At 44.3% G+C, this 12,653-nt stretch carries 13 protein-coding genes; 9 read left to right on the top strand and 4 right to left on the bottom strand.

The features are described from left to right. Nucleotides 1-6 precede the first annotated feature (6 nt). The 7 genes from BLQ87_RS13855 to BLQ87_RS13825 are packed head-to-tail and all read left to right on the top strand — an operon-like array spanning nt 7 to nt 5,766. The gene (locus BLQ87_RS13855; RefSeq protein WP_074607621.1) at nt 7-714 is read left to right on the top strand and encodes a M17 family peptidase N-terminal domain-containing protein; all 708 of its coding nucleotides are present in this window, start codon (nt 7-9) and stop codon (nt 712-714) included. A gap of 29 nt (nt 715-743) precedes the next feature. Further along, the gene (locus BLQ87_RS13850; RefSeq protein WP_074607619.1) at nt 744-2,630 is read left to right on the top strand and encodes an amidohydrolase; all 1,887 of its coding nucleotides are present in this window, start codon (nt 744-746) and stop codon (nt 2,628-2,630) included. Between the two features lie 3 nt (nt 2,631-2,633). Next, nucleotides 2,634-3,065: a DoxX family protein gene (locus tag BLQ87_RS13845; RefSeq protein WP_074607616.1), complete on the top strand. Its 432-nt coding sequence runs from the start codon at nt 2,634-2,636 to the stop codon at nt 3,063-3,065. A gap of 18 nt (nt 3,066-3,083) precedes the next feature. Next, the gene (locus tag BLQ87_RS13840; RefSeq protein WP_074607614.1) at nt 3,084-3,557 is read left to right on the top strand and encodes a Dps family protein; all 474 of its coding nucleotides are present in this window, start codon (nt 3,084-3,086) and stop codon (nt 3,555-3,557) included. A 10-nt stretch (nt 3,558-3,567) separates the two neighbouring features. Next, nucleotides 3,568-4,248 (top strand): YoaK family protein, encoded by a 681-nt coding sequence (locus BLQ87_RS13835; protein ID WP_074607612.1) that lies wholly within the window; start codon nt 3,568-3,570, stop codon nt 4,246-4,248. Between the two features lies 1 nt (nt 4,249). Further along, entirely contained in the window at nt 4,250-4,888 is a 639-nt protein-coding gene (locus BLQ87_RS13830; protein ID WP_245723853.1) for a TMEM175 family protein, read from the top strand. A gap of 56 nt (nt 4,889-4,944) precedes the next feature. Continuing rightward, nucleotides 4,945-5,766, top strand: coding sequence for an alpha/beta fold hydrolase (locus BLQ87_RS13825; protein WP_074607610.1), 822 nt, complete (start codon nt 4,945-4,947; stop codon nt 5,764-5,766). A 124-nt stretch (nt 5,767-5,890) separates the two neighbouring features. Here the strand turns inward: BLQ87_RS13825 and BLQ87_RS13820 are convergent, their stop codons facing one another. The 3 genes from BLQ87_RS13820 to BLQ87_RS13810 are packed head-to-tail and all read right to left on the bottom strand — an operon-like array spanning nt 5,891 to nt 7,763. Next, a complete protein-coding gene (locus BLQ87_RS13820; protein WP_074607608.1) occupies nt 5,891-6,844 on the bottom strand; it encodes a DUF5777 family beta-barrel protein in 954 nt (317 codons plus the stop codon). Beyond that, nucleotides 6,844-7,389 carry a YceI family protein gene (locus BLQ87_RS13815; RefSeq protein WP_074607605.1) on the bottom strand — a complete coding sequence of 182 codons (546 nt, stop codon included), beginning with the start codon at nt 7,387-7,389 and terminating at the stop codon, nt 6,844-6,846. The genes BLQ87_RS13820 and BLQ87_RS13815 overlap by 1 nt, the downstream gene beginning before the upstream one ends. A gap of 11 nt (nt 7,390-7,400) precedes the next feature. Beyond that, a complete protein-coding gene (locus BLQ87_RS13810; protein WP_074607604.1) occupies nt 7,401-7,763 on the bottom strand; it encodes a c-type cytochrome in 363 nt (120 codons plus the stop codon). Nucleotides 7,764-7,997: 234 nt separating this feature from the next. Here BLQ87_RS13810 and BLQ87_RS13805 point away from each other — a divergent pair, with 234 nt between their 5' ends. Beyond that, complete coding sequence (locus BLQ87_RS13805) at nt 7,998-8,585, top strand: RNA polymerase sigma factor (RefSeq protein ID WP_074607602.1); 588 nt, start codon at nt 7,998-8,000, stop codon at nt 8,583-8,585. Continuing rightward, entirely contained in the window at nt 8,569-9,717 is a 1,149-nt protein-coding gene (locus BLQ87_RS13800) for an outer membrane beta-barrel protein (protein WP_074607600.1), read from the top strand. Before BLQ87_RS13805 ends, BLQ87_RS13800 begins: the two co-directional genes overlap by 17 nt. On the opposite strand, the gene BLQ87_RS13795 is transcribed toward BLQ87_RS13800, so the two are convergent. Next, nucleotides 9,712-12,651, bottom strand: a complete 2,940-nt coding sequence (locus BLQ87_RS13795; RefSeq protein ID WP_074607598.1) for an FAD-binding and (Fe-S)-binding domain-containing protein — start codon at nt 12,649-12,651, stop codon at nt 9,712-9,714. The two genes, BLQ87_RS13800 and BLQ87_RS13795, sit on opposite strands and share 6 nt — an antisense overlap. Nucleotides 12,652-12,653 lie beyond the last annotated feature (2 nt).

Raw genomic sequence — 12,653 nt, 5'->3', positions numbered from 1 at the left:
AAGAAAATGAAAAACAACTTCAGAGTAGCCATGATGATATTTTCTGTATTCATTACAGGAACAGCTTTTGCACAAAGCAGCACCGCAATCGGGACGGCCAAAGTTTGGGGTTCGATTGATGGAATTGCCATCGAAGGTATTGTTCAGGGCCCATCGGCGCAGGTTAGCGATTTGCAGATTGCCTGTGTTTTCGAATATACGGAAGGCGATATTTTTAACACGCCACCGGCACTTCCGGCTGCTTTAAATGGCCTGGTACACTTAGATCAGGACATGAAAGGCCTGCTGACCGAAATCCGCAAAAGCGGGAAATTTCATGGTCAGGCCAATGAAACCATTTTAATCTCTCCACCAAAAGGTACCATAGGGGGTAAAAACCTGCTTTTAATCGGCCTTGGCGACAGGAATAAATTTACACCCGATATCATGACCGGAATAGGCAGCATTGCGATGAGAGAAGCGCTTAGGCTGGGCGTCAACAATTTTTCTTTTGCAAGTGATTTAAAAGATGCAGGGATTGACTCGCCAACCGCATTGGTCGCCGCCAACGTAGTGAAGGGCATTTTTGAAGCTTACAGAACGCAAACCTGGTTAAAGGAAAAGAAGATGTCCACATTTAAACCGGTATCGAAAGTGATCCTTCTCGCCGGTCCTGCATTTTTTACCACGGCGGGAGAAGGAATTCAGGAAGCAATCGCTGCCCTGAAAAATTAATATGTTTTCCATAGCTAAATAAAGAAAATATGACGACTGCAGATTTAATTTTATTCAATGGTAAGATACATATCATTGCAAAATACAAAGAAGAAATAACCGCTGTTGCGATTAAAGATGGGAAGTTTATCGCCCTTGGTAAAGACAGTGATATCATGAACTTTTCCGGTGCTGCAACAAAATTGGTTGATCTTCACAAAAGACGGGTTGTTCCGGGAATTAACGATTCCCACATCCACTTGATCCGTGGCGGACTAAATTTCAACCTGGAGTTGCGTTGGGATGGCGTTCCATCACTTGCGGATGCATTACGAATGCTTAAAGAGCAAGTCGATATTACTCCATCGCCGCAATGGGTACGTGTAGTTGGAGGCTGGTCTGAATTTCAGTTTGCGGAAAGAAGAATGCCGACGCTGGAGGAAATAAATGCCATCGCACCTGAAACACCTGTTTTTATTCTTCATTTATACGACCGTGCTTTTATGAACCGCGCAGCGCTTAAAGCGGTTGGCTATACAAAGGATACACCGGCTCCTCCGGGTGGGGAAATCCAGAGAGATGCAAGGGGAGAACCTACCGGACTGATTATCGCAAGTCCGAATGCGATGATTTTATATTCCACGCTGGCAAAAGGTCCGAAACTTTCTTACGAACATCAGGTCAATTCTACCCGTCATTTTATGACAGAACTGAACCGTTTCGGGATTACCAGTGTGATTGATGCCGGTGGAGGTTTTCAAAACTTTCCTGACGATTATAAAGTGGTAAATGAATTGAATGAGCAAAAACAATTGACCGTTCGGATTGCCTACAACTTATTTACGCAACGTCCGAAACAGGAATTTGAGGATTTTGACAACTGGACAAATACGGTAGAACTTTATCAGGGTGATGACATGTACCGCCACAACGGGGCAGGGGAAATGCTGGTTTTCTCGGCAGCAGATTTCGAGGATTTTCTTCAGCCAAGACCAGACCTTTCGGACAATATGGAGCCTGAACTGGAACGTGTGGTTCGTTTGCTGGTGGAAAAAAGATGGCCATTCAGACTTCATGCCACTTATAATGAGAGCATCAGCCGGTTTTTAAATGTTTTTGAAAAGGTAAATAAAGACATTCCTTTTGCTGGCTTGCCCTGGATTTTCGACCATGCGGAAACCATTGATGAAAGAAATATCGAACGTGTAAAAGCACTGGGTGGCGGTATAGCAATTCAAAGCAGAATGGCCTACCAGGGCGAATATTTTACAGAACGGTACGGTGAAAAAGCGGCGCTGCAAACGCCACCGGTTAAAAAGATGCTTGAGATGGAAGTTCCTGTTGGCGGTGGTTCTGATGCCACACGGGTAAGCAGTTACAATCCATGGGTTTCGATGTTTTGGTTAACAGCCGGAAAAACCGTTGGCGGCTTAAAAATCTATAATGAAGAGACCGTCCTGAGCAGAGAAACCGCCCTGGAACTCTATACCAGAGGCAGCGCCTGGTTTTCTAACGAACAGCAAAAGAAAGGCGATATCGAAGTGGGCATGCTTGCCGATTTAGCGGTGCTGAATCAGGATTATTTTGAAGTATCTGATGAGGAGATCAAAAGTATCGAATCAGATTTAACCGTTGTTGATGGAAAGATTGTCTATGCAAAAGGTGATTTCTCTTCCTTCTCCCCACCAAAAATCCCGATTCTGCCAGACTGGTCGCCAACAAATAGCTATAACGGATACTATTCTCCAATAACTCATCAGGCAAATCAACATGGAAAAACAAAGGGGAGTGATGCTGTTTTAGGGATGGTACATGCTTGCGCCGGCAGTTGCGATGTGCACCATCACAATCACGATGCCGTCAGAACAAGTAACCTGCCTGTAAACAATTATACGGCATTCTGGGGTGCATTGGGCTGCTCGTGCTTTGCTTTTTAAACTATGGAAAATATCATCAAATACCTGCTTTATTCTGATTTAGGATCGGAAATCAACAACTGGGCCGTACTCTTCTTCAGGGTACTGCTCATGCTCGAACTCTTCAGGGTGCATGGAATGAAAAAGTTTCGTATTCAAAATGGAGAAAAGGAGCATGTACCCAATCCCCTGGGTTTACCCGATAAACTGAATGGATTGGTGGCTACATTTTCTGATACCGTTGTCCCAATTCTGGTGGCCTTAGGTTGCGGAACGAGAATTTTCCTTTTGCCATCCATCGGCGTAACGGCAATCGGTTACTTCGTTGTACATAGAAAAGATTCGGTTGAGGTTCGCGATGTGCCGTACATGTATACACTGGCGATGCTCTTTTTATGGGTAATTGGTGCCGGAACTTATTCAATAGATCACTATTTAATCAATACATTTTTTTAAGACATAAATATCAAAATCATGGAAGCTAAAATTGGCATCAGCGCGGAAAACCTTGCAGAGGTTGCACATTCATTAAGCAAAATTCTTGCAGATGAATACGTCTTATATACAAAAACAAGAAAGGCACACTGGAACGTAGAAGGACCGGACTTTTACAATAAACACAAATTTTTCGAAGAACAATACACGCAATTGGAAGATATCGTGGATGAAGTAGCAGAACGCATCCGCAAACTTGGTCATTACGCACCGGCATCACTTAAACAATTCTTAGAATTAACACACCTGACTGAAGACGATCGCGGCAAAAATGACGCGACTACCTATATCAAAATGCTGCTTGCTGACCATGAAAGCATTTTAATTCATTTAAGGGGAAACATCGATAACTACGCCACTGCATTAAAGGATGCTGGCACAAGTGATTACATCACGGGATTAATGGAAACGCATGAGTCCATGGCCTGGATGTTGAGGGCTCATTTATCTTAATCAGAACGATATGGAAACCGGTAAAAACATCAATTTCGTCACCCTGCTACTGACCGCAATTGCAGGCTTTTGTGATACGATTACTTTCGTGGCGGCAGACCGGATTTTTTCGGCTCATGTCACCGGAAACTTTATCGTATTTGCCTACCAGATGATCAAAGGCGCAGGACCGGAAGACTGGATCAAATTAATCACTTTTCCGGTGTTTGTGCTCGCTGTAATTGTGGGCGGATGGATTTCATCGAGGTTCAAAAATAACCATTTTCTGCTTTGTTGTGAAGGGATCATCCTGATTCTTGCGGGTATACTGGCCTATAGTTCAGCAGAGGCAGGAGCACAACTGCTGACCGTTCAAATGTATGTGGTGACGATGATGATTGTTTTTGCGATGGGATTCCAGAATGCATTCGGAAAACTCTATGTAAAGGAAACCCATGGACCTACTACGATGATGACGGGCAATGTGACCCAGTTTTCACTCGACCTGGGCGCTTTGCTGGGCAGCGGCTTTGCAGACCTCAGCTACCTGACAGGTTTGAAAAAAGGCCTGGTTACCCTGGGTGGGTTTTTATTGGGCTGTGTTTTGGGCGCCTATGTGGGCAAGGTTTTTGGACTGGCAGGCGTTGTCTTGCCTGGCATTGCCATGGTGATCTGTTATTTTACCACCAAACCAGATCAGGATATAAAGTAGAATGAAGGATAAAGAAGAGCTGATGGTGGAAAAAGAAACGGCAAGAATAGAGGCATTCAGTGACGGGGTATTTGCAATTGCCATGACTTTGCTGGTGCTGGAACTGCGTGTTCCGGAGCTTGGGGAAGCTGTAGTTCCCTCGGTTTTAGCCGCTAAATTGATGGCACAATGGCCGGTATACATTGCATTTGTCATTTCCTTTTTCAGTATCTTCATCATGTGGGTGAACCACCATAAACTGTTCAAACAGATTTACCGGAGAAATACAGGAATCATGTTTGCCAACGGGCTGATTCTTTTCCTGGTCTGCTGTGTTTCCTATCCCAGTTCCTTGCTGGCAGGGTTTTACGATACGGATTCGCAACAACTTGTGATTAGTATTTATACCGGAATGTTTGTGCTGGTGAACCTTTCTTATAACCTGTTGTGGTTTTTAGCTTGCCGGGACAGAAAGCTGTTAAGACCGGGACTTACAGAAGCCGCAATTCTGGGAATCAGAAACAATTACCTGTACGGTTTGCCGACTTATATTGCTGCTTTTATCCTGTCCTTCTACTTTCCGGTGTCGGCACTGCTGATCTGCGTTTTGCTATGGATCTACTGGGCCATCTCCTCAAAAAAAGTGCTGATCAATCGCTAATTCGTCAGTAAATCAACAAATCATATTATTAATTACCTAAAATTAAATCAAAGAACATGAACAAAATCACAGTTAAAGACGGTACAGAAATTTATTACAAAGATTGGGGTACAGGACAACCGATCGTTTTTCATCACGGCTGGCCTTTGTCAAGCGACGACTGGGACGCACAGATGATGTTTTTCCTGGATAAAGGGTTCAGGGTGATCGCACATGACCGCAGGGGACATGGAAGGTCTTCCCAAACGGCAATTGGTCACGACATGGATACTTATGCAGCAGATGTTGCGGAATTAACAGCAGCACTTGACTTGAAAGATGCCATCCATGTTGGACATTCTACCGGTGGTGGTGAAGTGATCCGTTATGTCGCTAAATATGGCAAAGGCCGTGTGGCCAAAGCGGTACTGGTGAGTGCCGTTACCCCAATTATGGCGCAAACGGAAAGCAATCCTGAAGGTATTCCAATGACTGTATTCGACGAAATCCGTCAGGGAACAGCAACGCAAAGACCTCAATACTTCAAGGATTTTACCACTGCATTTTATGGCTATAACCGTGAAGGAGCAAAGGTCTCTGAAGGCATCAAAGAAAACTGGTGGCGTCAGGGCATGATGGGCGGAATAAAAGCGCATTATGATTGCATCAAAGCTTTCTCTGAAACAGATTTTACAGAAGACCTGAAAAGTGTAGCTATTCCGGTATTGGTGATGCATGGGGAAGACGATCAGATCGTTCCAATCGCATTGACCGGAGCAAAAGCGGTGAAGCTGGTAAAAGATGGAAAACTGATTTCTTATCCTGGCTTTCCTCATGGAATGCCAACTACAGAAGCGGCAACGATCAACGCCGACCTTTTGGCTTTTATTCAGGCTTAAAGAACGTTATTCATGATAACGGCCCTGCAATGCCATTGCAGGGCCGTTTTTTTATGTGCAGCTAATTTTTATCATTTAATGAATGTCCAGGCTGATAAATTGAATTTATCATTGACCTCAAAACTTAGTGTGCAAAAGAGAACCTTCTGGAAATACTGAATCCCCAGCGGTACTGTCCTTTGAGCCATGAACTGGTCGTTTGCGGAATAAACTGCATCTCCTGAATACCGGTTGCATTTGTGAAGTTCAGGTGGAATACGTGTCCGCCGGTCTCCATTTCCAGTCCTACACCTAAGGGGTTATAAAATTTGGTAGCCGTAACCTGCTCCAGATAAGCTTTGTCCGACTTATCCCTGAACGGCAAAAAGTAATCTACTACCAGTGCCATCCGGCGGGTAAATTTAAATCTTCCACCTACACCAATGGCAAACATGTCGTTCTGATCACGGAAGGCTGTGAAATTCCGGTGTACATAACTAGGTGTAAGCGTAAAGGAGAGGTTGGAGCTGAATTTCCTGGCCAGGATAATTTGCGCCACCCAGTTCTGGCGGTCTTTGAAGCCATTGTAAGCGATAGGCGAGGAGGCATCATCCTTGTTCGCCGTTACCGCGGCAATGGTATTGCTGCCGAACAGCGTCACTGCAAATGGAATGTGGTTGTCTGTAGTTTGCTGAAGTAAGCGATATTTAATGCTTCCTTCATACAGCTGTTGTACCGCAGTTGCGCCCTTTGCTCTGGCCAGGCCTATGGTCAGGTTATCGGTTAGCCCATATTCAAATCCAATCCGGACATCCGTTGAATTGTCCAGGCCGAAAAACTTCCTGATTCCGCCGTTACTGCCGGCAATATCGCCAAAACGATGGTCTACTTTAAAATCCAGTTCATTCTTGAAAAGGGTTTCATTGGTATGTCCGTTGATCAGCTTGGTTGATTTGAAAGTAGCACTTACTTTCTCCCTGCCAGCAGCCGGAACTGCCAGTTCTTTTTCGAGCTCTTCCTGTGAAAATGCGGCCTGCCCGGTTAACAACAACAGGGCGGAAAAAACGAGTAACCGGGATTTAATTATTTTTGTCTTCATTATTTTTTAGGTAAATAGGTGGCCTGAATACGAACTTCAACGTACTCAGCAATGTTTTTAAATACAAGTGTTGGGATCTCAATACCATGGTCGGCAATTTTTACTTTAAAGACTGCGTTGGCATTTAGCATTCCCTTACCGACAACCAGGTCGGCCTGGGTTTTGTAAGCTTTGCTGATCCCGTGAATGTTCAGGTTGCCTTCGATGCTGACTTTGTAGGTTCCATCAACATCCATATTGACCGGCCCTTTAATGGTTCCCTTAAATTCAGACACCGGATACTTGTCGGACTCCATGTAGTTTTCATTGAAATGCTCCTGCATCAGTTTCTTTTTAAACTGAAAGGAGGTGTTCTTAACTTTGAAAATGATGTTGCCGGATTTGGTATCAATTACGGAGCCTCCGGCAGCACTTTTTCCCTCAATGTCTTCCATGACCGTGCTGGAGAAAAAAGAGGCTTTTGCATTGTTGCAGATCAGGATTTGTTGTGCATTTACCGAACAGCTGAGGAGGATAAATAGCATAAAAAGACAGGTGTTTTTCATGATAGTTCAGGTTATTCAGGCATGTTTTTATCGAACCATTCTTGTAGAGATTTCAGCTCTTCGGCAGACAGTGTTCTTCCCAAAGGCATGGATTTATTGACCAATACCGCTTGCCGGATCCTGCTCTGGTTGGTGGTAATAGAAGCCAGTCCATTGAAAGTCCAGATGGCTGCTGCGCCTCTTCCCGCACTGTGACATCCGCCACATTTGGTTTGAAAGAGTGCCTGGGCGAAATTGGTATAAGTTACTGCTGTTTCCGGTTTTTCGGGGGTAACGGGCGGTGTTGGTGCCATTTCTGCAGCTTGTCTTTTAGAACAGCTGAGCAACAGCAGGTACATTACGGTCAGGGTCAGGTAGACCATACGATGCTTCATAGGGGGATAGTTTAAGGTGAAAGATGTGTTTAATTATAAGTGATACGCGGAGCCAGGAATAATGGTTGCTTGCGGGTTTGAATTATACTTTGGGAAATAAAATAATAATCTGTGTATCAGTTTGATAGATGACGAAAAATATATTTTTCTTACCTTGCGCAACCTTTTGTCGGTTTGCATCGTATGAGGAAGTAGAAAATGGTCAGGTTAAAAAAGGTAATTACATTTATTTAGGTGCAGGAGATTATTAAAGGGTGTATTCGGAAAGACAGATCCAGTCAGTATCTGCTCTATAAAGAACTCTATAGCTATTGCATGGGTATTTGTAAGCGTTACGCAGTAAATGATGCAGATGCCGCAGAGGTGCTGAACAATGCATTCCTCAAAGCATTTAACCACATTGAAAAGTACGATCCCAGTAAACCTTTTAAAGCATGGATGGCGAAGATTACGGCCAACACGGCAATCGATCACTATCGCATGAAACTGCGGTTTTCAGATCATGATGACATTAACGAGCATGTACATATTGGTCAGGGAGCAGCAGTTTACGACCAGTTGGCCTATGATGACCTTTTGAGCCTGATTCAAACCCTTTCTCCCGCTTACCGTATCGTCTTTAATTTGTATGCGATAGACGGGTATTCACATGAAGAGATTGCCGAGACATTAAACATATCCACAGGAACATCGAAATCAAATTTATTCAGAGCAAGGCAGAAATTGCAGGAAATGCTGGCCGCAAAAGATCAGGCCGAAACAGGATTAAACATTGTAATAGCGAGAGATAAAAACATCAGCGTAAATGAAAGACGAGCATAACATAGACCAGTTGTTTAAAGCTGGACTAGGTGATCCAGAAATTCCTTTCAACGAAATGGATTGGGAGAAGATGTCCAAAAAGCTTGATGCCCATGAGAAGAGACGCATGCTGCCGGTTTGGTGGTTTGTTGGCGCCGGTATTGCAGCCACAGTATTGATTTTCCTGTTTACTATCCTGTTGGAAGAGGAACCTGTAAACAAAAAATTGCTAAAAGCTAAAACCCAGAACCCAAACAAAGAAACGGTAGAAAAACGGGTTCATACAGAAGAGCCGGTAGATAAGAGCAGCATAGCCCTGGCAGCGCATAGTAATAAAGAAGTGCATCGCAATAAAAGTATAAACGGACTGGAGTCCGGCAATCAAATAGGGGAGCCTGGAGCATCAAAAATTCAATTGGTGTCAACGAATCCCTTGCCTGCAAATGTTCTGGCTTCTGATTTTCAGTTAAGCGGACCTAAGGGCGATACGGCACAATTTATTCCGATGAAAGCAGCGGAAGCCTACGTTGGGGTACATACTGGGGCTAAAGTGCCCGTATATGCCAATGTAAAGCGTTCCGGTTTAACGTTCAGCATCATGGCGGCTCCGGACATTTCCGGAACCGGCGCTAACCTGTCCTCAAAGGTCAGTACGAACATCGGACTGCTGGTAACTTATCCGCTTAGCAGGAAGATAAGTGTAAGCACCGGAGTGATTTACGCGAAGAAGCTGTACAACTCAGCTGGTCCTGCCGCAATCAATAACGGATATGGGAATCAATCCTGGGAGGTGAATGCAGATTGCAGGGTATTGGATATTCCTTTGAATGTGAATTATCAGGTGTTCAAAAAACGAAAACTTTCGATAAGTGTGAACACTGGGCTATCAAGTTACCTGATGTTAAATGAGCGTTATGACTTAACGAGTGGCCCTGATCGCAGTGCTTCAAGGGTCGAGGTCAGCAACCAGAATCAGCATCTTTTTGGTGTGGCCAACCTGTCGGTAAGTGTGGAGCGAAAAATAAATTCATCGTTGAGCATCGGAGTACAGCCATTTGTCAAATTGCCATTGACGGGAATAGGGAATTACGACATCCGCCTGAACTCTACGGGTGTTTCCGTGTTCATGAGCTTTAGCAAACTGAAGTTATAAAACTAAATCAGGGTCTGATAATGCATTAAATAAAATCTCCACCGTGTGTGCCGCTTTTCGGCCCGTTCCATCTTTGATCTGATGCCTGCAGCTGGTTCCGGGTGCTGCAATAATGACCTCTGCTTCCTGTTTTCTAACTTCCGGAAACAAAACCAATTCGCCGATTTGCATGGAGAGGTCATAGTGTTCTTTTTCGTAACCAAATGAGCCTGCCATACCACAACATCCTGATGGTATGGTTCGCACCTCATATCCCTCCGGAAAACCTAACGCAAATTCGGTTGCTGAAAGCAAACCCAAAGCCTTTTGCTGACAATGTCCATGAAGTCTGATCGTTTTCTTCTCTAAGCTGAACTGCGATTTTAGAATGCGTTCTGCCTTCATTTCGGCTGCCAGGAATTCATCGATCAGATAAGTATTGCCAGCCAATTTTGTGGCATCGGCAAGCTGGCAGTCCTCTACCAGATCCGGGTATTCATCCCTGAAAGTTAATATGGCTGAAGGTTCAATACCAATTAAAGGCGTGTCAGCTGTAATTGTATCGCTTAACGACGCAACGTTATATTGGGCAAGGGCTTTCGCTTTTCTAAGCAATCCTTTTGAAATACTGGCACGTCCGCTTTCTTTATGATTCGGAATCTTCACTTCATAGCCAAGTTTTTCCAGTAATAAAAAAGCCTTTATGCCGATTTCGGCATCCTGATAATTGGTAAACTCATCACAGAACAGATAGACTTTTTTTTGACTGATATGAAGGTCTCTCTTTTGAGAACTTCGCTGATTGACCCAGGCTTTTAACGTCAGAGGGGGCAGTTCCGGCATACTTCTTTTTACCGCAAACCCAGCTATCTTTTTGATGATACTACTGGTCATCCGACCACTCATTACAAAATTATATAAGTGAGGGATCAGTGCAGTGAATCTTGAAATCAGGCCATAATTGGCAATAAGCCAGGACCTGAACGGAACACCATTTGCATCCTGGTAATGCTGTAAAAATTCGGCTTTTAATTTAGCCATATCCACGTTGGAAGGGCATTCTGATTTGCAACCTTTGCAAGACAGGCATAAATCCATTACTTCCTTGATTTCAGGATGATCAAAGGGATTGTTTTTTAAAGAACCCGTTAAAAATGTCCTTAATACATTAGCTCTTGCACGTGTCGTATCTTTTTCATTGCGGCTGGCCATATAGGAGGGACACATGGTACCGCCCATCAAATGGGACTTACGACAATCACCTGATCCGTTACATTGTTCAGCATGCTGTAAGATATTGTGACCCTGGTATTTGAATACGGTTTTAAAAACAGGACTGGTCTGCCCGGCCTTATACCTCAACATCGTGTCCATAGGTGGCGTATCCACTATCTTTCCGGGATTGAAGATATGATGCGGGTCCCAGGTTTCCTTTAATTCCCTTAGCAGTTGATAGTTTTTAATTCCGATCATCCGCTCAATAAACTCTCCGCGAAGTCTTCCATCTCCATGTTCGCCGCTTAAAGATCCTTTATATTTTTTTACCAGATCCGCGATTTCTTCTGCAATGACCCGGAACATCCGGTTTCCTTCCTGCGTCTTCAGGTTCAAAATCGGCCGAAGATGTAATTCTCCTGAACCAGCATGTGCATAATGCACAGAATGCAGCCCATGCTTTTTAAGAATCTGATTAAATTCACTGATGTAAGCAGGAAGATCGTTCACGTCAACAGCGGTATCCTCAATAACAGGAACTGCTTTTTCATCACCTGGCAGGTTACTTAATAAACCAAGCCCTGCCTTTCTTAAGGACCATACTTTTTTTATATCCTGTCCAAAAACCATTGGGAAATGATATCCTAACCCCAGCAAATGCATTTCTTCTTCCAATTGTTTGCATGTTTCCAGCACCTGGGCATGGGTATTGGCCGAAAATTCTATAACCAGGATGGCAGCAGGATTACCCTTCACAAAGAAACTGTTGACTTCCTGTTCCAGGTTTCCGGCAACACATTCTAAAATGTAATGATCGATGAGTTCAACAGCGTAGGGATGGTATTTCAAGGCAATTAAATTGGCTTTTAAGGCTTCTTCAATGGAGTTAAAATGAACACAAAGCAGGCCTGTCTCCGGAGGTGGCAGCTGTTCTAAATTAAGCTTAATCTCGGTGATAAAAGCCAATGTGCCTTCCGAGCCGCAGAGTATTTTACAGAAATTAAAATCTTCAGTTCCGGCGGTAAAGGGAGATGAGTCTAATAGTAAATCAAGCGCATAGCCTGTATTCCTTCTTTCTATACTTGTTTTCGGAAACTCTTTCCTGATTTCCTGTTGGTTGCCGTAGTCGCCGAGTTGTGCACGTATGGAACGGTAAAGCGCTGCTTCCAGATTTTCTCCCTGGCACTTTTCAATAAACTGATCGAAACTTAATGCGCCGAATCTGGCTTCTGATCCATCACTTAGCAGGGCTTTAATTTCTAAAGTGTGTTCCCTGGTGCTTCTATAGACCACCGAGTTGGAGCCACAGGAATTATTGCCTACCATACCACCGATCATTGCACGGTTGGCAGTGGAGGTCTCCGGTCCAAAGAAAAGCCCATGGGATTTCAGAAAGAGGTTAAGCTCATCCCTCACCACTCCGGGCTGAACACGAACCCAACGTTCGTTCGTGTTCAGTTCCAGGACCTGGTTCAGATGCTTTGAGACATCAACCACGATACCGCTACCTACCACTTGTCCGGCCAGAGAGGTTCCGGCGGTTCTTGGGATCAGCGAGGTTTGCTGTTGTTTAGCAAAAGCAATTAAAGACTTTAAGTCCGCTTCGGTCCGGGGTATCGCTACTGCCAATGGCATCTCCGAATAGGCAGAAGCATCTGTTGCATATAAAACCCGGGTCAGCTCATCAGTATGGAGGACGCCCTCCAGGGATTTAGCCAGCTGTTCCAGCTTATCTTTCATTG

The organism is Pedobacter steynii (assembly GCF_900103665.1).
Lineage (GTDB): Bacteria > Bacteroidota > Bacteroidia > Sphingobacteriales > Sphingobacteriaceae > Pedobacter > Pedobacter steynii.
The sequence above is the reverse complement of the archived record's forward strand: the minus strand, read 5'-3'. Positions and strand labels throughout refer to the sequence as shown.